General features: G+C 47.1%; 25 protein-coding genes. All 25 read left to right on the top strand.

What is annotated here, in order from left to right:
- Positions 1–140 precede the first annotated feature (140 nt).
- The 25 genes from RS881_RS35105 (at position 141) to RS881_RS60330 (ending at position 19609) form a co-directional block, all read left to right on the top strand.
- Positions 141–2285, top strand: coding sequence for a hypothetical protein (locus RS881_RS35105; RefSeq protein WP_315815020.1), 2145 nt, complete (start codon positions 141–143; stop codon positions 2283–2285).
- A complete protein-coding gene (locus RS881_RS35100) occupies positions 2258–3889 on the top strand; it encodes an RHS repeat protein (RefSeq protein WP_315815019.1) in 1632 nt (543 codons plus the stop codon). The genes RS881_RS35105 and RS881_RS35100 overlap by 28 nt, the downstream gene beginning before the upstream one ends.
- A gap of 305 nt (positions 3890–4194) precedes the next feature.
- On the top strand, positions 4195–4497 hold the full coding sequence (locus RS881_RS35095; RefSeq protein WP_315815018.1) for a hypothetical protein: 303 nt from the start codon (positions 4195–4197) through the stop codon (positions 4495–4497).
- Positions 4494–4643, top strand: coding sequence for a hypothetical protein (locus RS881_RS35090; protein ID WP_315815017.1), 150 nt, complete (start codon positions 4494–4496; stop codon positions 4641–4643). The genes RS881_RS35095 and RS881_RS35090 overlap by 4 nt, the downstream gene beginning before the upstream one ends.
- A gap of 455 nt (positions 4644–5098) precedes the next feature.
- Positions 5099–5938 (top strand): thiamine pyrophosphate-binding protein, encoded by an 840-nt coding sequence (locus RS881_RS35085; protein ID WP_315815016.1) that lies wholly within the window; start codon positions 5099–5101, stop codon positions 5936–5938.
- Positions 5887–6078 (top strand): hypothetical protein, encoded by a 192-nt coding sequence (locus RS881_RS35080; RefSeq protein ID WP_315815015.1) that lies wholly within the window; start codon positions 5887–5889, stop codon positions 6076–6078. Before RS881_RS35085 ends, RS881_RS35080 begins: the two co-directional genes overlap by 52 nt.
- Before the next feature lie 32 nt (positions 6079–6110).
- Positions 6111–6791: a thiamine pyrophosphate-dependent enzyme gene (locus RS881_RS35075; protein WP_315824705.1), complete on the top strand. Its 681-nt coding sequence runs from the start codon at positions 6111–6113 to the stop codon at positions 6789–6791.
- Positions 6683–7054 carry a thiamine pyrophosphate-dependent enzyme gene (locus RS881_RS35070; RefSeq protein ID WP_315815014.1) on the top strand — a complete coding sequence of 124 codons (372 nt, stop codon included), beginning with the start codon at positions 6683–6685 and terminating at the stop codon, positions 7052–7054. Before RS881_RS35075 ends, RS881_RS35070 begins: the two co-directional genes overlap by 109 nt.
- 27 nt (positions 7055–7081) lie before the next feature.
- Positions 7082–7231: a hypothetical protein gene (locus RS881_RS35065; RefSeq protein WP_315815013.1), complete on the top strand. Its 150-nt coding sequence runs from the start codon at positions 7082–7084 to the stop codon at positions 7229–7231.
- On the top strand, positions 7180–8463 hold the full coding sequence (locus RS881_RS35060) for a flavin monoamine oxidase family protein (protein WP_350340278.1): 1284 nt from the start codon (positions 7180–7182) through the stop codon (positions 8461–8463). The genes RS881_RS35065 and RS881_RS35060 overlap by 52 nt, the downstream gene beginning before the upstream one ends.
- A gap of 647 nt (positions 8464–9110) precedes the next feature.
- The gene (locus RS881_RS35055; protein ID WP_315815011.1) at positions 9111–9347 is read left to right on the top strand and encodes an RNA polymerase sigma factor; all 237 of its coding nucleotides are present in this window, start codon (positions 9111–9113) and stop codon (positions 9345–9347) included.
- Positions 9329–9670, top strand: coding sequence for a sigma-70 family RNA polymerase sigma factor (locus tag RS881_RS35050; protein WP_315815010.1), 342 nt, complete (start codon positions 9329–9331; stop codon positions 9668–9670). Before RS881_RS35055 ends, RS881_RS35050 begins: the two co-directional genes overlap by 19 nt.
- 104 nt (positions 9671–9774) lie before the next feature.
- Positions 9775–10080: a hypothetical protein gene (locus RS881_RS35045; RefSeq protein WP_315815009.1), complete on the top strand. Its 306-nt coding sequence runs from the start codon at positions 9775–9777 to the stop codon at positions 10078–10080.
- Positions 10081–10120: 40 nt separating this feature from the next.
- The gene (locus RS881_RS35040) at positions 10121–10966 is read left to right on the top strand and encodes a FecR family protein (protein WP_315815008.1); all 846 of its coding nucleotides are present in this window, start codon (positions 10121–10123) and stop codon (positions 10964–10966) included.
- Positions 10967–11266: 300 nt separating this feature from the next.
- Positions 11267–11932 carry a carboxypeptidase-like regulatory domain-containing protein gene (locus RS881_RS35035; protein ID WP_315815007.1) on the top strand — a complete coding sequence of 222 codons (666 nt, stop codon included), beginning with the start codon at positions 11267–11269 and terminating at the stop codon, positions 11930–11932.
- The gene (locus RS881_RS35030; protein WP_315815006.1) at positions 11929–12585 is read left to right on the top strand and encodes a TonB-dependent receptor plug domain-containing protein; all 657 of its coding nucleotides are present in this window, start codon (positions 11929–11931) and stop codon (positions 12583–12585) included. The genes RS881_RS35035 and RS881_RS35030 overlap by 4 nt, the downstream gene beginning before the upstream one ends.
- Positions 12536–12829, top strand: coding sequence for a hypothetical protein (locus tag RS881_RS35025; RefSeq protein ID WP_315815005.1), 294 nt, complete (start codon positions 12536–12538; stop codon positions 12827–12829). The genes RS881_RS35030 and RS881_RS35025 overlap by 50 nt, the downstream gene beginning before the upstream one ends.
- Positions 12769–13470, top strand: a complete 702-nt coding sequence (locus RS881_RS35020) for a hypothetical protein (RefSeq protein ID WP_315815004.1) — start codon at positions 12769–12771, stop codon at positions 13468–13470. Before RS881_RS35025 ends, RS881_RS35020 begins: the two co-directional genes overlap by 61 nt.
- A 49-nt stretch (positions 13471–13519) precedes the next feature.
- Positions 13520–14050, top strand: a complete 531-nt coding sequence (locus RS881_RS35015; RefSeq protein ID WP_315815003.1) for a TonB-dependent receptor domain-containing protein — start codon at positions 13520–13522, stop codon at positions 14048–14050.
- Complete coding sequence (locus tag RS881_RS35010; protein WP_315825033.1) at positions 14013–14222, top strand: hypothetical protein; 210 nt, start codon at positions 14013–14015, stop codon at positions 14220–14222. The genes RS881_RS35015 and RS881_RS35010 overlap by 38 nt, the downstream gene beginning before the upstream one ends.
- Positions 14223–14370: 148 nt before the next feature.
- Positions 14371–14691: a hypothetical protein gene (locus RS881_RS35005; protein ID WP_315815002.1), complete on the top strand. Its 321-nt coding sequence runs from the start codon at positions 14371–14373 to the stop codon at positions 14689–14691.
- Between the two features lie 246 nt (positions 14692–14937).
- Positions 14938–15246: a hypothetical protein gene (locus tag RS881_RS35000; RefSeq protein ID WP_315815001.1), complete on the top strand. Its 309-nt coding sequence runs from the start codon at positions 14938–14940 to the stop codon at positions 15244–15246.
- A 264-nt stretch (positions 15247–15510) separates the two neighbouring features.
- A complete protein-coding gene (locus RS881_RS34995) occupies positions 15511–17547 on the top strand; it encodes a ligand-binding sensor domain-containing protein (RefSeq protein WP_315815000.1) in 2037 nt (678 codons plus the stop codon).
- The gene (locus RS881_RS34990; RefSeq protein ID WP_315814999.1) at positions 17532–19478 is read left to right on the top strand and encodes a hybrid sensor histidine kinase/response regulator transcription factor; all 1947 of its coding nucleotides are present in this window, start codon (positions 17532–17534) and stop codon (positions 19476–19478) included. Before RS881_RS34995 ends, RS881_RS34990 begins: the two co-directional genes overlap by 16 nt.
- Positions 19475–19609, top strand: coding sequence for a helix-turn-helix domain-containing protein (locus RS881_RS60330; protein ID WP_350340277.1), 135 nt, complete (start codon positions 19475–19477; stop codon positions 19607–19609). The genes RS881_RS34990 and RS881_RS60330 overlap by 4 nt, the downstream gene beginning before the upstream one ends.
- Positions 19610–19853: the final 244 nt, after the last annotated feature.

Here is a 19853-nt window from a genome sequence, read left to right as displayed (position 1 = left end):
ACGGTGGCTGTTCGCCAGGACACTTTGCTGAATATCTGGAACCGGTTTGTAGCGCGGTACCCGGTATCCCAGTTGTCTATTACCGAAACGACTGCTGTGCCTGTAATAAAGGGGCTGCGTCCTTTTCTGATTGGAGTTCAGTGGGATATCATCCCGAGTACCTGCAATCCATGACCTGGACCAACGGGTATTGGTATACAGTCCGGTCGGCCAATACCTATAACTTGTCTGTGTTACCCAAAAATGCCAGTATACAAGCAGCCTACCTGAATCTCTATGCCTATAACCCGCCGTGGTCCCATGCTCCTCATTTCCGGTATGCGAATCAATCGCCTTTTTTGCAAATACAACAGGTTAGAGGGATATATATACCTGGCACATTCCCGTTTGCCGATCAACCGGCCAGCTATGCCGGGGTGCCCGGTTACAACCTGGCTCCTGTGAGTACTAACCAGGTAGCCGGTGGTGCGGGCGATTTCTGGAGTGCACAGGACTATCCCAACCAGAATGTGCAGGGCATGATAAGTACTATGTACAGCAATATGTTGACAACAGGGGTCAACTATCCGGTACAGTATAAGATGAATGATGAAAGCAATGTGTATAAGATGTATGAATTTGGCGGTCCGGATTGCAGCAATACAGCAAAACGCCCGGTGTTAAATGTGACCTTTAATGCCTCCCGTTGTGAGGTCTTTGCTGCCTTTGTAAACAAAGCCCTGGGCACCTATATGAATGTATTGGATATTAAGGACTTGTATGCAGCCAAAGGTAAAATGGTGATCGATAACAACTGTACTTCCTATAGTGCCGGGCCGGGTTGTGGCGGCGATACGCCTCCGGTAAAAGTGTATGCATCCGACCTGTTGTTGTGCAGCGCCAACACCGAACCTACCTTTGTCCCCTTGCCAATCAGTATATTGCCCAATGCCTGCAAGGACTCCGTGGCCATGGCCTGGTCTGTAGCGCAGGAGATGTATAATTACCGCAGGGATTCCCTGTTGGGTAATTTTGACAACGAATACACCCAAAAATGTTTATCGGCAGCAGCTATGGAAGGGCTGACGATGACCAGCACGATCAGCGAATACCACTATACTTTGTACTATTATGACCAGGCTGGTAACCTCGTGAAAACAGTTGCTCCGGCTGGGGTAGTGGTAGATCGCAGCGCTACCTGGCTGACCCAGATAAAGCAGAAACGGGCTGCCGGACAAGTTCAAACACCTGCTCACACAAAGTTTAGCTTGTACCGGTATAACAGCCTCAACCAGGTGATCAGTCAATTCACCCCGGATGGAGGACAGTCCAATTTGTGGTACGACAGGATGGGTAGAATGGCAATAAGCCGGAATGCGGAACAAAAGAAAACCAACCTGTACAGCTATACCTTATACGATGAACTGGGCCGTGTGGTAGAATCAGGCCAAAAACAACAGCCCAATGGTATTACAGATGCCATTGCACGGAATATAAGTTTGCTCAATAGCTGGTTGAATCTCACCAATGCCACTTACCCGCATACACAGGTAACCCGATCACAGTATGATAAAGCGGCTACCATTAGCCAGGTATATACCCAATTCAACCAGAAGGCATACACGTTGCGCAACCGGGTAAGCTATATGCAATTGTTTGACCAGTTGCAGTATGCTGGCAATATGCCTACCTACCTGAATCATACACAGGCTACCTATTTCAACTACGATATTCATGGTAATATAGACACCCTGTTACATGATTATGCCAGTGGAGCGATGGCCGCCAATGGATACAACCGTTTTAAAATGGTGGCTTATGGATATGACCTGATCAGTGGCAATGTGAACCTGATGAGTTACCAGCCAGGTCGGCAGGACGAACTATACCATCGTTATGAATATGATGCTGAGAACAGGATCACCAATTTGTACACTTCGCACCGGAAAGCATTTGTGGGCGACTGGAATGTGGAGGAACGGGATGCGCGGTACAGTTATTTTCGACATGGGTCACTTTCCCGCTTGGAAATCGGTAATAACAAAGTACAAGGTATGGATTATGCATATACCTTGCAGAGTTGGTTGAAAGGAGTGAACAGCACGGCACTGAATCCTGCTTTTGATATGCGGACAGATGGTAATAGTATTTCAAGTCTTACAGCCCGGGATGCGATCGGATTCTCGCTGAATTATTACATGGGTGATTATAAGGCCATCGATGCCACGGTTTTGCCCTTTGCAGAGCCGGGTGCTTTCTTGGGGCAGGTTATAAACAGATGTACAATGCTAATATCAGCAGTATGAGTGTGGCCATAAAAGGCCTGCAAACTATGCTGTTCAATTATGGTTATGATCAGTTGTCCCGCCTGGTCAATATGAATGCCTCTATAGGGTTTGACAGCCTTACGAACCAATGGGGTGGTTTAACTGCAGCTAATAAGTATGGTGAGGTAATAACCTATGATGCGAATGGAAATATACTTACTTACAACCGGGATGGTGATAAGGCGGGTGCTTCTCTGGCCATGGACAGGCTGCAATACAATTACCTGGCCGGTACCAATCAATTGGGTTATATCACAGATGGTGTTCCGGATGCAACCTACGTCAATGACCTGGATGGGCAGACGGCAGGTAATTACAACTATGATGCAATTGGTAATCTGATCAAAGACACGAAAGAAGGAATCGCTAATATAGAATGGACGGTATATGGAAAGCTGAAACGGATAACGAAAAACAATGGTGTGATCATCGATTATACCTATGATGCAACGGGGTACAGGATCAGCAAAACACTGAGTGGGGCAGGTGTTCCCGGTGGACCAGTTACTACCTGGTATGTAAGAGATGCACAGGGAAATACGCTCAGCACCTATATAGTAAATGCTGCAGGGGTAACGATCGACGAACAACTAGTGTACGGAAGTGAGAGGATGGGAATAAAAAATCGTAACTTAGTTCTGAACAGCACTTTGAATATTCCTTCCAGTACTGTGCCTGGTATTGGGGTCGTGTATAATGAAGAGTTCATGAGGGGAATGACCCAGTATGAATTGAGTAATCACTTGGGCAATGTACTGGCCACCATCACCGATAGGAAGGTGCCACATTTGAACGGAGGGGCGGTAGATTATTATGAGGCCGAGGTAGTCAGCGCACAGGATTATTATCCCTTTGGTATGGTGCAGCCTGGTAGAAGTGTTAATACCGGTGACTACAGGTATGGGTTTAATGGTAAGGAAAATGACAATGAAGTGAAAGGATTGGGTAACCAGCAGGATTATGGCATGCGAATCTATGACCCGAGGGTGGGAAGATTTTTGAGCGTTGATCCATTGTTTAGAACATTTTCGATGTTAACGCCTTACCAATTTGCAAGCAACACGCCTATAGCAGCAATTGACCTTGATGGATTGGAAGCTAAAATTGCTGTTTATGGGGCTGGTGTGCATAGAAACGCAACAGGAGCGATAACAGAGCGGCATGAGTCTCAGTTTAAGACTGAATCAGATAGAGATGTAAGTAGAAAAAATGCTACCATTTCAGTGGCCTGTCATACTGGGGTTGACCTGGTACGGATAATGGAGGAAAATACAACGAAAGAGGGGTCCATTGAATATTTATCTATAGCAAGTCATGCCGGGCCCATGGGGATTATTCTCGATAACGGTCAATACGGCCTGCAAGTGGTGGGTCATAAAGAGACAAATCTATGGACAAATAGCCTGGGAGCAGCCTATACCTCTATTGATATTGACGACATAACCAAAAACGTTAATATTAAATTTGCTAACAATGCCCTGGTTGTTTTTGCCGGATGCAATGCCGGAAGAACTGTAGCTTTCAGTGATAACAAAACGCCTATATACTCGGTGGCTAAAACCTTTACTGAAAAACGGGAGTAGCAACCATTGGAGCTTATGGTTATACTTCACCTTCGGGAAAAGGCGGAATAGAAAAGCAGATTATGAGTACCGGCTTTTCTATAAGGATGAGAATGATGCCTTGCAACAAGTTTCTTTAGGTAAGGAGCTTTCTCAGGCAGCCATCGATAAAGCAAAAATATATTAAATGATGTTGTTAAGAAAAAAAGAAGAAAAACTTAAAAAAGCGGCTGGCACCACCACCAGTACCACAGGTCCTTAGCAGAATAACCTTCATTACTCTTTTATTTGCCTGCATTGTTGGTTTTAATACAGATAAAAGCGTAATGAAGGAGCAGCATTTACAGTTTATGAAAGAATGTGGGGATTATATTACAAATTATTCACCGCAATACTTCGTTAATGGGGATACATTTGAAATAGCCCGGTTTAATAAGGTGCCTGCAAGAATAAATGATTATTTGATCAGTTGTGCACGTCAAGGCGATTTTACGCCGCTTAAATATGCCGCCGCATTAATTATCAGGCATAATAGAGAATATGCCAGGAAGAATAAATCAGATTTTGTGATTGGTGACGGGCTGCTTTATGAGAAAAATGGATTTATAGTCCTTTACGACAGGCCATGAAAGTGGGTAAAGTGGATGATGATATAGATACCATGAATTACTTTATCTATAATACGGGTGAGGTTTGCTTATGGATAAACAAGAATAAACAATTGTTCAGTGATTACGATTATGTAAAACGATATATTAAGAAGTTTTCCAAATAGTGTAAAAGCCAAAGAGGCTGTCGGCAGCCTCTTTCTTTAATAGGTCAGGTGAAATTCTATTTACTGTGCATATAGTTTGCTCTGCTGGTGTGTTGCAGCATTGCCTGCCTGCTCACTTCGCCTATCCTACTTCGCAAAGGCAGGCGTATCCTTCAAAAAAAAAAATAATTTGGCAATAATTAAATCATGGCTAACTTAGCGTTTCACTTTAGGGACTGAACGAGGATTTAGAAAGCAAAGATTGAACAGCGTGGTCTCGTTTTTCACTCAACTCTTCAAAATTGCCAGGTAAAAGCTACTTCCCGCAAACCAAGCACAGGTTATTTCTCTGATTAGCAAGTACGGATACACAATGGTCATTCACTCAGGTGATGCTGTTTGAATCATCTTCTCACCCAACCATCTTCGCAAGGGTTTCGACAAGCTATTATCGCTAACCAATAACCATTTAATCCATGGCAAAGCAATCCTCCGTTACTACCGGACGCTGGACACGCGACTACGTGTTCGATATCCTGAAAGATCTTGGTATCCATTATATTTTTGGAGTGCCCGGCACCAATGAAATACCGATTATAGATGGTACCAGTTATGAATCCAATGGCGTAAAATATATCGAGTGCCTGCATGAAAACATTGCTATTGGCGCTGCCATGGGATCTGCCCGTATGAGCGGAAAGCCGGGTGTACTGATGGTACATGTTACCCCAGGCATCGCCCATTGTATTGGTAACCTGTTCAATGCCTACCGGTCAAGCATACCACTGGTGATCCTCTGTTGCCAGCAGCAGCATGAGCTGGTTACCCAGGAGCCATTGCTGGCTTCCAACCTGGTAGAACTGGCCAAACAGTATACTAAATGGGCCCATGAGGTACGTACACCCGCAGAAATGCCACTGGTGCTTCAACGGGCATTTAAAGAAGCCATGGCGCCCCCTAACGGACCCGTATTTATATCCATCCCCTGGGACTTTACCATGGTGGCCATTAAGGATACCGACAAAGTGAAAGGCGTAACCCGTATCTCTCCCCATTTTACTGGTGATGATGCGAGTATACGGGAAGCTGCCCAATTACTCGCAACGGCCCAAAGCCCGGTGATCGTGGCCGGTGATGCTGTTGGTTATGCCGATGCCTGGGAGGAATTAGAAAACCTGGCAGAACTGACAGGCGCACCGGTGGTACTGCAAACTTTTAGTAGCATAGCTAATTTCCCCAACAATGACTACCATTGGCAGGGGAATTGCCGGGAGCCCAAGGCAATATTCAGAATATATTCAAGAAACATGATGTAGCCTTCCTGGTAGGATTTGGCGCGCAGGCACAGCTTGCCGTATTCAAATATGCCGATGGTCCCCTGTTTCCGGACAACCTGAAACAGATCTATCTCACCAACAATACCTGGGATATAGGAAAAACTATTATGGCGATGTAGCCATTTTGGGAGATGTAAAAGTCTCCCTGCAAGTGCTGAATAAATATGTAAAAGCACTATCGCCGCAGGGGGCTACAGAAAGAAATGCCCTGCTAAAACAGCTGGCAGCCACAAGAGCCAAAAACTGGGATGCCTACCTGCAGGAGGCGATGAAAGAAGAAAAAATATGGACTGTAGTCATCGCCAAAGCATTGAAAGACGCCATTGAGGCCAGGAAACTGGTGGATAAATATGTTTATGTGCATGAAGCGGTGTCGGATGGCGCACCACTGCAATATTATCTTCCATTGGGTACTACCGGAGCTCGGCCTGTGAGCTATTATTGTGTGGCCGGTGGCTCCCTCGGCTGGTCGATGCCTGCTTCACTAGGCATAAAACTGGAGGGAAAAACATGTCAGGGCACTACTACACAACTGGTGATCAATGCTGTGGGCGATGGATCAGCTCTCTTTTGTCCGCAGGTATGGTGGACGGCCACCCATGAGCAGTTGCCCATTCTCTTTATCATCACCAATAACCAGGAATACCATACACTACAACTGGGCCTGCAACAGGTGGTAGCAGCTTATGGCAGCGCCCCGGTTATGAATGGCATCCCAAAACAATGGACCCTCCCTATCTGCGACTGGAGCGGCCCGCTATCGACTATGTACAACTGGCCAGGGCATTTGGCATTACCGTTGGTGAAAAGGTGGAAACACCAGGCGCCGTGAAAGCTGCCATAGAAAAAGGAATTGACCACGTATTGCAAACCAAAAGCTCCTACATATTGGATATGCGTATAGCCCAGGATACACCCAGCGTACCTGCCGGTAAAGCGGCCCTCGGTGCTGGTGCAGCCATCAGTCAGCATTATCTTTTGCAACCCGGTCTTGACGTATTTCATGCCAATGGCGCAGCTTTAAAGTCAAAGAGTAAAGCGGGGGAACACGAAAACGGTACCACCATTCCCGCTAACATGCCAGTTTTATTCTAACACATCATTAAACAAGGAGGATATCTTATGGCAAACGTACAACTCGACATCGCCATCATAGGCGGTGGTGTTTCCGGCGTATACAGCGGCTGGAAACTGAAAGAAAAATACGGCGATAAAAAAAGATCGCCCTGTTTGAAGGCGCCGGTCATATTGGCGGTCGCTTACTCTCGGTAAGACCACCCGGTATTGATAATATGATAGCCGAACTGGGCGGTATGCGCGTACTGAAAAATGTACAGGAACGCATTATGAAACTGATCGATGACCTTAACATGAAATTACCTGCCGAAGAGAAGATCAAACTGTTTGATTTTCCTGTAGATGAAAACCAGAATATTGCCTACCTGCGTGGCGTCTACCTCCGGTTGTCTGATTTCGTGAACAATCCCGATAAGGTACCCTATCGCCTGGCCAGCGGCGAATATGCGAAAACCCCGGGAGGGATCATTGTAGATGCGATCGAAAAAATAGTACCCGGAATAGGTGAGGCTACCGATGCACAGCGCCGCGAAATGGTGAAGATCGCTACCTATGAAGGGGTGCCACTTTACCAATGGGGCTTCTGGAACCTGTTGTACCGCGTGGTGAGCACTGAAGGATACCAGTTTAGCCTGGATGGTGGTGGCTATGATACTACCCTGGTAAACTGGAATGCAGCCGATGCGATTCCCTGGTTCCTTTCTGATTTTGGTATTACGCCAGAGTATATGGGTTTCACCAATGGTTTCCAGCAAGTGCCTATCGCATTGACACAGTTTTTCCAGGACCTCGGCGGCAGCATTACCCTCAATAAAAAATTGCTTGGGTTTGAATGGAAAAATGATCATTTTGAACTCACTTTCCAGGATGAGGTCATCACCGCCCGGCAACTGATACTGGCCATGCCCCGGCGCTCACTCGACCTGCTGGCTCCCAAAAGCCCCAAGCTACAGGAGATCCATACCCTTACGGGCACAGTAACAGGCCGCCCGCTCTTCAAATTGTTTACCACCTTCGATGAACCCTGGTGGCGGAAACTGGGAGTGGAAGACAAATATCCACCGATAGAGCAGGGGCGTACCGTAACCGATATCCCGGTGAGGCAAACCTATTACTGGCCCAAGGATGACGGTCATCCCGTAACAGCAGGCAAGTGCATGTTGCTGGCTAGCTATGACGATGGCAATAATACCGGCTTCTGGGATGGCCTGAGGCCCCAGCGAAGCCTGGCCTGGCGTCTCGGAAGGGCCAGATCACTTGCCGATACTTTCAAAGGTGCCGATGACAACCTGAAAAATACCAGGGGCCTGTCATCCACCTACGGGCTCAACCAGGAATGGGGCCAATATGCAGCACCCAAGCGCATGGGAGAGGAAATAGCCCGGCAGCTAGCCCAGGTACACGATTTAAAAGTAATCCCCCGATAAAAAGCGCTGCCTTCCGCGACTGGGGTGAGGACCCATACGGCGGCGGATGGAATAGCTGGAATATTGGTGTTAAAAGCTGGGAAATAAGAGACAAGATCGTTCACCCCCTGGCCGACTGCCCCCTGTACATTTGCGGGGAAGCCTACTCTGATGCCCAGGGATGGGTAGAAGGCGCTTTGCAAACTGCCGATATCATGTTACAACATGTAGTGCAAGTGAGCAAACCTTTGCCTGTGGGCCAGGTATAGCCATTAGTTTATCAACAATAGAAACCGCTGCCTTTCCGGAGCGGTTTCTTAATTTATGAAAGGTTCATTGCTGCCTCCTCGTGCATGGAATACATAATTAGGGCCAGATGCCTGGCCGAACGCTATTAATGGGAATTAGCTGTACAGTTGGGAACTGTTTTTTGATCTTTACATTGGTTTACCTGGTATAGTTATTCGTTATAACTTTACAACCAGGCAGCTGCTTATGAGACCCAGTTATCCTCATAAACATTTTCCCGATTCCAGGGAACGTTCTATCTTTCTATTGGTGGCTTTAGCTACCAATCATTCCTACCCTTGATAATTACATATATTTTTTTGTCTTTAAGCGTAAAATTATTAGCGCCAAAACTGGCTTTTTAATCTAACCCACTTCTTATGAACCCTGTTGGTGTAGAACAAATTACCGGACCCGAAACAGAGCAATTCTGGAAGGAGATCTATGAATCCTATTTTCATGTATTGGTTCAGTATGCCCACCGGTTTGTTGAACTGGAGGCGGCCAGGGATCTTGTAACGGATGTATTTATCGATATGATCGAAAAGCGCCGGATGTTCGGGGGTGCGATCGATGCAAAAAATATTGTACTACCACTGTGCGCCATGCCTGCTTAAAACACCTGGATAAGGAAAAAAAGGCCGCCCTGGCCGAGACCGAACTGGGCATTCTGTTTCCCGATATAGAACAACGCAGTGTAATATTCCTGCATGAAGTATTGACCATCCGCGAAGTATTGAATAAACTCATGACGCACTTGAATCCGCAGGAGGAGGCGATCATTCGCATGTTTTATTTTGATAACCAGTCGATCGGTCACATCGCTACAGCAATGGACACCAGCGAAAACAGCATCCGGGTGCAAAAATCGAAGGCCATTAAGAAAATGCGCGATTCGGACAACGGCCTTTTGATGCGTTGGTGTACAGCATACTGGTGATAATGAGCGGTTTATCCTCTTAACACCAGGGTCTTAAAAAAAAGTGCCGGAAAGTTGTTAATAATTCCCCGGAACCATCCTTATATAGTCAATACCATTAAATCATGCAAAAGCTTAACGAAGACCTTGCTGAGATCAGGTTATTATTAGGCGAGGGAGTACCCCTTCGGGCGGAGCAGCGCATCTTATGGGAAGCCCTCGAAAACGAAATCAGATCAAGCGGATATAAAATAGTTACAAAGGAAAAACTGGACGAACAAATAAGGATCAAAGAGTACTGTGGCACCTGGGAAACATTTAAGCAAGCGTTGGGTATCAATATTCAGGGGGTAGAGCAGGCTGTACGTGAAATGGCAGCCCCCCACGATACCTGTATAGAAAATGGCTTGCCATTGCTGCCAGCATTGTAGTGGTATTGGGAACAGCCATTTTCCTATACCAGAACGGGCCTTGGAAAAAAGTGAAAAACAAATAATCGTAGCGGAACAGCAGGATGCAAGACAGTCGGTTTTGTACCTGGCCGATCATTCGGTGGTACGTCTACAGTATGATCAGGTCGTATTGCCCATCAAACAGGGCAATACGCTGGTCAGCGTCAAGCCGGGTGGCGAACTGCAATACAGTCCGGATAATACTGGCTCCAGTCCCGATACGGGGTACAACAGGATGGTAATACCCCGGGGCGGCACCTACAAAGTGGTATTGTCCGATGGTACCCGGGTATGGCTTAATACGGCCTCCCAACTTAGATACCCGGTATCCTTTGGAACAGGACAAAGGGTGGTAGAGCTGACTGGGGAAGCTTATTTTGAAGTAGCTAAAAAGGCTGCCCAACCTTTTATTGTAAACGTTAAAAATGCAGCAATAGAGGTATTAGGTACCCACTTTAATGTAAGCGCCTATCCCGATGACCCGGCTACTACTACCACTGTATTGGAAGGTGCTGTAGCGGTTAGTGCCGGCCCCAGGAAAGTGCTGTTGAAACCTGGGCAACTGGCCGAGGTAAAGGATGCCAACATCGGGTTGGAGCAGGATGTGGATCTGGAAAAACTCACCGCCTGGCAAAAAGGATTCTTTTATTTCAATAACGATAAGCTGTCTGATATTATGCGGGCGCTGGAACGCTGGTATGATGTAAAAGTTACCTATGGTGAGGGCGTGGAAGACAAGCGCTTTATGATTGGCCGTATAGCGCGTAAAGAGGATATTAATAAGCCCCTTACCATTTTAACGATGACCGGTTCTATTCATTATAAAATAAGTGAAGATGGAAAAGAAGTATTGATCAGTAAATAAGTACAACAAAATATTCTATCAGTCGCCTTTCTATACCATTAAACCTATCCTTTTTGTTACCATTCAAACCTATCCATTACAAACTGGTTAAATGCTCTGATACGCTGTGAACTGTCATCCTGACTACAGCGTTTGATCTCCGGCCAGTTTCTGCACGTTTTTGAAATCCAATTGCCACTGAACCACAAGGGGGTACGGCCTTTTCCTATGCTGGGTTCCATTGCCATTAAGCCTTTTAATGCCCGTCTCTTCCCATGAGGCGGGCACCCCTTTGTCCTATACTGCTGGGACCGGGGTAACTTGCCGGGTGTCCAATATAAAAATTGGGCATGCCATGACCTGGAAGTATTGCCGGGAAGTGGTAATTTATGGCAGGATGGCAATGGGATCAATATCAAAACTAATGTTAGCATGAAAGAAAAGAACTTTCTACACTGGTGGTGGCTGGTGGTGTATCTGGTAGCTCCTGCTACTGGATTTGCCCAGCAAGAACCGCCGGCAACGGAAGTCTATGTAACGCTGGACCTGCGCAATGCAGGCATCCACCAGCTGATCAAGCAGGTGAAGCGGCAAACGGCTTACCAGTTTGGATATGCAGCGCCGGATATTCGCCATGTGAAGGGTATCAACTACAGTGGCGCCAGGGTTTCGCTGGACGAGGTGTTCAAAACCATCTTACCTCCCTATAAACTGCAGCATAAGATCTACCAAAATTTCATTATCCTGACCAAGGTGGAGCCTGTGGTTATTCCGCAGGTGGCCAGGCGGGACCCCTATACGCTGGTGGGGTATGTGCAGGATGAAGATGGCATACCCATACAAGGGGTCAATGTGATGATTGCAGGCAAAGAAACGGGTGTGGTGTCGGACCTGAATGGAAAATTTACCCTCACCAATGTGCGCGAGCAGGCCGAGGTTTTTTATCCAAAGAAAGTTATAGAACCAGACGGGAGATCATTTCAGTGAAGGACACGTCGAGGATCTACCTGCCCCGTTTTTGTACAGGCCTCGATGAAGTGGTGGTGATAGCGTATGGTAAATCCAGTCAGCGGTATAAAACAGCAGCCATTGATAAAATAAAAGGGGAGGAACTACCTAAAAAATTTGATCCTAATCCGCTTACTTCCCTGCCCGACAGGATACCTGGTATCAGTGTTATTGGATTTAATGGTATTCCTGGCAGCACGCCTTTTATCGCTATACGAGGCTGGAGGCAACGGATAGGAGAAACATTGGGGCCTAATGATATGCCGCTGAACAATCCGTTGATCATTATTGATGGTGTGCCGTTGGTTACCGGTAATAAATACATCAGCAAATACAATTCTTCCGCCGGCATACCAGATGCCGGTGGTAATGCAGCCGGTGGTTTGAACCTGCTCAAAATGCTTAACCCTAATGATATCAAAAGCATTGAAGTGCTAAAGGATGCCGATGCCACTGCCATTTATGGATCATTGGCGGCGCATGGGGCCATCCTGATTACCACTAAAAAAAGGCAGTACCGGCCAATTTCAATTTACAGGCAATATCATGCTGGGAGGCGCCCGTACAGCCTATATACCAGCCATGCTGGATACCCGGCAATATGTAGCGATGCGTCGCGAAACACCCGGTAATAACTGGCAGGATCCCAGTAGAAATCCTGAATTGGTAATATGGGATACTACCAGGAACCAAAACCTGCCCGAACTGATGCTGGGCAATACGGCAGCTATAACAGATGTGCACCTGATGGCCAGTGGGGGAACTAAAAAGATAATTTTTACCTGGGGATGGGATACCGGAAGTACAACACTGTATTGCCGGCCAACCTGCCCAATGAACAGTTGTCGGCCACCTTCAACTACAATAGAGAGCTGACCAAAAAATTACAGGCCAACTTTGTTTTATTGCTTAGTACGGCCAGGGACAACCTAACGGTTACCGATCTGGTGCAGCTGTTTAGATTGCCCCCAACCTGCCACAGCTTAGAGACCCGGCTACGGGTAGCTATATATGGGAAGAAAAGGGGTTGCCTTCACCAATCCCTGGCCCATTTACAAAATCGTTATTATGCTGATATGGCCAGTTTACTGGCCGGGCTATTGCTGGAGTACAAGGTGACACCTAAAACCACCTTAAAACTCAACATGGGTATCAACAACGCCCGGGTTGAAGAGCGGCAAGCCTATCCTACAATAGCGCAAATGCCGTCGGCGGCATTGACTGGCGCCGCTTTCTTTGCTTATGCCAGGTATAAAAGTTTCATTGTAGAGCCGCAATTGCATTACTCCATTGTGAGGAAGGAAAAGGAAAAAGACATATCACTGTTGCTGGGCGGTACTTTCCTTTCCCAGCAGGATGAAGCCCATACAATAGCCGGAAGCGGATATACCGATGATGCCCTGCTGTTTACCCCCAGGGGGCCGACTCCACGCATGTGGAAGCAGGCTCTTCGCGCTACCGGTATGCGGCTATTTTCAGCCGCCTCAATATCCGGTTGCGGGATAAATACATCCTGAACCTGACAGCCCGTACCGATGGCACCGGGATGACCGGCACATCGAAAAAGTGGAATTTGTATGGAGGCCTGGGGGTTGCCTGGCTTTTTGGAGAAGAGACTTTTTCAGGAATCATGCGGACTGGGTTACAGGCGGAAAGCTACGCGCCAGTTATGGTACCTCGGGCAACGATCCGGCATTGTACCAAACCATTGGTGTATGGCAACCATCGGCTGGTGGAAGTGGAGGCGGCCAACCCGGCAATGGCCAGGCAGGTCTGGGACTTCGGCCTGAATTGAACAAGAAATTTGAAACTGCTATAGAACTGGAGATTGCCAGACGTTGGTCAATTGGTGTAGCCAGGTATACCAACCTTACCTCGCGCCAGGTAATAACGATCAATGATCCGGGAACGGTGGACAAGCAACGCCTCATCAACGCCAATGCAGAAGTAGAGAATGCGGGCTATGAGATCAGCCTGAGTTACCATACTCCGGCTAACAATAGGCAATCCTTTTTTACTGAGCTGGTGTTTTCCACGTATAAAAACAAACTCCGAAAGTTTGAAGGGCTTGCCAGCTCCTGTACAAGGATCAGTTGATCATTGGGCAACCGCTGACTGTTCAAAAGCTTATGAATTTGATGGCGTTGACCCCTCAACAGGGAAATACCGGTTTGTGGACCAGAACAAGGACAATAACCTGGATGAACAGGATCTAATCATACGGGGGCGCTGTCGCCCCGGTACCATGGCGCCTGGACGTCCCGGTTAAGGATGGCTCAATTTGAATTTAAGTTCTGCCTGGAATTGCATGGCCAGATGGGTATTGATCCTACTTACTACTGGCTATACCTGAATATGGTGCCGGGCAGGTTTAATCGAAACCTGCAAATGAACCTGCCGGCTGCGTTTGATGGCAGGTGGAGACAACCGGGGATATCAGCTCCATACAAGCCACGGGCACTACTAAAGAGTTCACCGAAGGAATTAATAACCTCAAGGCATCCACCGGATTTGTGCGTGATATGACGTACTGCCGGCTCAAGTCGATTGGATTGTCTTATGAGTTTCCCCTGCGCCTGCTGCATCCGATGGGCCTGAAGGGTGGGAAGCTGTATGTAGAAGGACAAAATTTATGGACTGGCAGGAATGGCTATGCCGGTGATCCCACCATTCTGCAGTCCTATATGGGTATACCTTCGGCCGCAGCAATACTCATTGGGTTGGAGATAAAATTTTAACAGATATAATAGGTAAACTTTATAGATTCCTTACTTCTGTCATTTCCTCAATTAAAGAAAGGTGATAACCACCTGCTCTGATTGATCCTTGTCAATACAATGGCCGATCAGTCAGGTGGTTTATTGTTGCTGCTGAAAAAAATGTATCTTGTTGGCGGGCTTCTTTGTGATAGCCCCTTTCCGTTCCCTCCTTTCGTGAGTACAACCCAACAAGGCTATACATTCACATTAATAAACCTCTCATTTATGAAACATTTACTTATCCTGTGTGCGGTGGCAGCATTTGCTGTCAGCGGACAAAGCAACAGAGCCGCAGCAGTACCCGAAACCAACAAAACTGTTGCTCAGGCGGCATTTAACGGTTATACCTGGTATACTGATATGGATCTGGAAAACCCTACAGGTACTTTTGGGTCCATTGGGTCAGAACTTGCCCGGTTACGGAGTTTACATCCCGGTTATGTATTCAGCAGCTCATTTTCGCTGGGGCTGCAGGAATTTGAATATGGCTATTCGCCCTATTATTTTACGCATGTTATTTTCTCTGATTATTGATCTTGAAAGTCGACACTAATTAATTAATTTATTTTTTGCTGTATAGCATTATTGCCGCCATTGGATAGCTCTAGTGTATCCTGGCGGCAGTTTTTATTATTACGCCGCTGTAAATTTTGTCTTGCTATAAGCAAGAATGATGTACGGAACGAGGTAAGCAATCGATATGTTCCGATTTGCTTACCTTAGTACTACCTTTCCTATATGCCCTCATCCTGTGGACCGCCACATTAAGAACGCATTAAAATCCCCCGGTGTTATGAGGTGTATAGTAGTGCTTGCCTGCCTGTTGATTGCATGGACAGTTGTTTCAAAAAAACGCATGCCGGAGAAAACGACCCCTTCTTCCTGCAACAATACGATAACCGCAACGGCCTTTCCAATAGCGCCATCAATTATATCTACAAAGATGCGGGCAACCTGCTGTGGATCGCCACCTGGGATGGACTCAACCGCTACGATGGCAATAACTTCCATGTATTCAATTACAGCAAAGACAATGATTTTAAAAGCATCGGCAGCAATGTGATCCGCCAGGTAACAGAAGATAAAAGCGGCAATATATGGGTGATTACCATGGAAGGCATTTCCCGTTACGAAAAACAATCGGGCCGCTTCTACAATTATTTTTACAGCCAGCAGCAAAAGGGCCGTATCAGCGAGCAGGAATATGCCCTGGCTATTGATACAGCAGGCAAAGTGTGGTGCCTGGACCGTAAAACCGGGCTCAATTGGTACGATGCGCCTGCCGATACGTTTCGCAATGTAGGTCCCTTGCTGAAAAATACAGCTGTGGGTAAACTCTGCTTCGATGCAAACAACCAGTTATGGATGCTGGATGCCAATGGCGGCATTGCCGTATTCAACCAGTCAGGACAACACTTTAAGTTGCTGCAAAACATACCCGCTGCTGTCGCTGTCAATTTCTTTCGCGTGGGACAGGAATTGTTTTATACAACCCTCAACAACCAACTGTTCCGTATTCAAACCGCCACCCGTACAGTCGAGCGGATCATGGACTTGCCGCAGGGGCTGGCTGCTATGACCTATTATAAGGGACATTATTTCCTGGCCTGGACCAACAAGGGGTATACAGTGTACAATCAGCAGTTTCAACCCGATGGCTGGCTGCAGGAACAAACCAGCCAGTTGCAGGATATCCGTATTACCTCCTGGGCCATTGGTAGTGAAGATATCTTATGGCTTGGCACCGATGGCAATGGTATCATCAAACTTTATCCCAAAACAAAATCCTTTGGTACCATTGGCACAGCTGGCAATGGCCTGCCTTATAACCGGGCCGTTCGTTCTTTTGCTGAAGTGAAAGGCGATCTATGGGTAGGCACTAAGGGCAGCGGCATCATGGTGCTGCATGACTTTTGGAAGCAGCAGGAGGCAGCGCATAAGACTTACTTTGCGGCACCCGTTTCGATTGATAACAACGCGGTATATGCACTTACAAAAGGTACAGATGGACTGGTTTATATTGGTACCGATGCAACGGGTATTGGTGTGTATGATCCCACCCTTCAACGTTTCTATAAATGGGCCGACCTGAATGGCAGCAAAGCAGGTCCTGAATTTGGTTCAGTATACACCATCCAACAGGATGCTGATGGATCCCTTTGGCTGGGCACCAGTGGGTATGGATTGGTGCATACGAAAATTAAGAAAGAACGCAACGGCCAACTCTCGGTGTCATTCATTGAACGGTTTATGTTCAACAACAGCCATACTGGCCCTGCCAATGATATTATCTATGCCCTTACCGCCGAAGGCAATGACCAGCTATGGATCGGCTGCCGCTATGGCGGACTCAACCTGTTCGACAAGCGTACCCGCACTTTCAAAACTTTCAAGGCCTTTACCTATGAAGGAAGCCTAAGCAACAACGATGTGCTTTCACTTTATAAAGACAGCCGCAACCGGCTATGGGTAGGCACCAGTTATGGACTCAATTGTCTTGATATAGCCGAAGGCATTCAAAAGGAGCCGGTATTCCGCAAGCTCACCACCATCAATGGCCTGCCCAACAATACCATTCATGGTATTACAGAAGACAGTACGGGTCAACTATGGGTAAGTACCAACAAGGGGCTGGCCCGGCTGGGCAATGGTGACCAGATAGCCTACTACCAGCAGGGGGATGGTTTGCAAAGCAATGAGTTTTCGGATGGTGCTGTATGGAAGGATGGCGAAGGGCGTCTCTTCTTTGGCGGCACCTATGGGTTCAACCAATTTTTACGACCCATATTCGCAGTTCACGCTGGCAGCCCAACCTGCTTTTGTCGGGATTACTAGTGGGCGGCCAGGAAACTGGTATGGATGGTTACCAGGTATGGGACACGGTGAGCCGCCAACCATTGCATATTGATGTAAGCCGAAAAGACAATTTCTTTGAGCTGGACATGAAAGCCATCAGTTTTCTCAATGCCGAAAAATGTGAGTATGCCTGGTTCCTGGAAGGTTATGATAAAGTATGGCATTACAGTGGCACTTCGGGTAGGATACTGTACAGCAATATTACACCGGGCCATTATAGCCTGCGGGTAAAATGGAGTAATGGCGAAGGCAGTTGGTCGCCCGAAATTTCGGTGCTCACAGTAACGGTAATGCAGTATGTATTGCTGCGCTGGTATGCCCTGGTATTTTATTCCCTGGTGGCAGCTTTGCTGGCATTTATGATCTATGTTTATCGCAAGAACAAGCAGGAGATCAGGCACCAGCTGGAAATAGAACACCGACTGCGCGAAAAAGATGAAGCCATGCACCAAAGCCGCATCGGCTTCTTCACCAATATTGCCCATGAATTGCAAACCCCACTCACCCTCATCATGGGATCTGTAGAGCGGTATATGGACAAGGCCAATCCTTATTTCCTATCGCTTATCCACCAGCAGTCCAGCCGCCTCACTTACCTGGTACAACAATTACTCGAATTCAGGAAAGGCGAAGCAGGCTTTGCCAACAACCAATACAGCTTTATTGATATCTCGGCCCTGCTGCAACACCTGGCCGAGCCTTTTGTACCGCTCAGTGAAAAAAATGGAATGGAATATGAACTGAGTATTCAGCCCGGCATTACGGGTTGGATGGACAAGGATAAATTGGAAAAGATCATCTTCAACCTCCTGTCCAATGCTTTCAAACATTCCACCAAAAATGAACAGGTATATTTCAGTGCTGTAGAAAATATCCAACGGCAGGAACTGGAGATCACCGTGGTCAATACCTGCGATACTTTATCGAAAGAAGACCTGGAACGGCTCTTCGATCAGTTTTATGTGAATCCGGCAGGCGCAGCGGCCACTACGGGTAAGTTTGGCACCGGTATTGGCCTGGCTTTTACCCGCCAACTGGTGCACTTGCTCAAGGGTACTATCACCGTGGCCAATGAACAGGACCGCATCATCTTTACTGTGATCCTTCCCATCCTGACGGAGGAAATGGAAAACAGTGCGCCCATGGATGTAAAGGTCATGAGCCACCATCCATCGCTCTTATACCGTTCTGTTACTACCCATCCCGAACCGGTGAGCCTGGCAGATACTACTAATAATAACAAACAGGCATTGCTGGAAACCCTGCAAACGGGCGACCGGAAAAATATACTATTGGTAGAAGATGATGCCGGTATTCGCTTCCTGGTAAAAGACATATTGAAAAATGATTACATTGTTCATGAAGCCATGGATGGCCTGAAGGCCCTGGAACAAATGGAACGTATTATGCCCGACCTGGTGATCTGCGATGTGATGATGCCCAATATGAATGGCCTCGATTTTTGCAGCCGTGTAAAAAATGCACCTGCCACTTGCCATATACCTATTATTATGCTATCGGCCCGTGGCGCAGAGGATCACCATATGGAAGGTTATGAAGTAGGAGCCGATGCTTATATGGCCAAACCCTTCCAATCGGCCCACCTGAAGCTGCGCGTGCGTAAAATGCTGGAACACCGTCAGCAACTACTGGAAGTGTTCAAACGTGGCAGCACCATCCAGGAACTGGAAGAAGCCGGTCTGAACAGTGATGATAAAGTTTTCTTGTCGAAGGTGATCAGCGTTATTGAAGAGCACCTGGCCGAAGCGGAATTGAATGCCCTGTTGTTGGAAAAAGCCTGCAACCTGAGCAAAATGCAATTGTACCGCAAAATAAAAACCCTTACCGGTATGACCCCGGCGAGTTCATTCGCCTCACCCGGTTGCGCCATGCGGCCGGTTTATTGGTGAATACACAACTGAGCGTAATGGAAATTTTTTACCGTACTGGTTTCAATAACCAGTCCTACTTTTTCCGGGAGTTCAAGAAAACCTACCACTGCGCCCCCGGTGAGTACCGCGAAAAGCGGGGAGTGATATAAAGAGGAGACACCTTAAAGAGGAGACACCTTTCCCCTTGCGCCGCAAACGAAAGGTGTCACCTCTGAAGAGGAAAGGTGTCACCTCTTGAGTGGTACCAACACCAGCAAACGCTTCATGAACTGTCCTTCAACCAATTAGTACTGCTAAAATGATACCCCGGTACAGTAAAATGTTACCATAGTGTAGCCATTCCGTCGGCGTACAATCTAATTTTCCGGTATCAATTACGCTTATTATGCCAAC

It is taken from the genome of Paraflavitalea speifideaquila (assembly GCF_032395985.1).
Classification (GTDB): domain Bacteria; phylum Bacteroidota; class Bacteroidia; order Chitinophagales; family Chitinophagaceae; genus Paraflavitalea; species Paraflavitalea speifideaquila.
The sequence above is the reverse complement of the archived record's forward strand: the minus strand, read 5'-3'. Positions and strand labels throughout refer to the sequence as shown.

Bases quoted from the DNA above. Each gene is read 5' to 3' on its own strand.
- RS881_RS35065 (WP_315815013.1), top strand. From the start codon at position 7,082: ATGGCAAACGTACAACTCGACATCGCCATCATAGGCGGTGGTGTTTCC.
- RS881_RS35045 (WP_315815009.1), top strand. From the start codon at position 9,775: ATGCAAAAGCTTAACGAAGACCTTGCTGAGATCAGGTTATTATTAGGC.
- RS881_RS35025 (WP_315815005.1), top strand. From the start codon at position 12,536: ATGCTGGATACCCGGCAATATGTAGCGATGCGTCGCGAAACACCCGGT.
- RS881_RS35095 (WP_315815018.1), top strand. From the start codon at position 4,195: ATGAAGGAGCAGCATTTACAGTTTATGAAAGAATGTGGGGATTATATT.
- RS881_RS35070 (WP_315815014.1), top strand. From the start codon at position 6,683: ATGGACCCTCCCTATCTGCGACTGGAGCGGCCCGCTATCGACTATGTA.
- RS881_RS35090 (WP_315815017.1), top strand. From the start codon at position 4,494: ATGAAAGTGGGTAAAGTGGATGATGATATAGATACCATGAATTACTTT.
- RS881_RS35085 (WP_315815016.1), top strand. From the start codon at position 5,099: ATGGCAAAGCAATCCTCCGTTACTACCGGACGCTGGACACGCGACTAC.
- RS881_RS35000 (WP_315815001.1), top strand. From the start codon at position 14,938: ATGAAACATTTACTTATCCTGTGTGCGGTGGCAGCATTTGCTGTCAGC.
- RS881_RS35100 (WP_315815019.1), top strand. From the start codon at position 2,258: ATGTACAATGCTAATATCAGCAGTATGAGTGTGGCCATAAAAGGCCTG.
- RS881_RS35055 (WP_315815011.1), top strand. From the start codon at position 9,111: ATGAACCCTGTTGGTGTAGAACAAATTACCGGACCCGAAACAGAGCAA.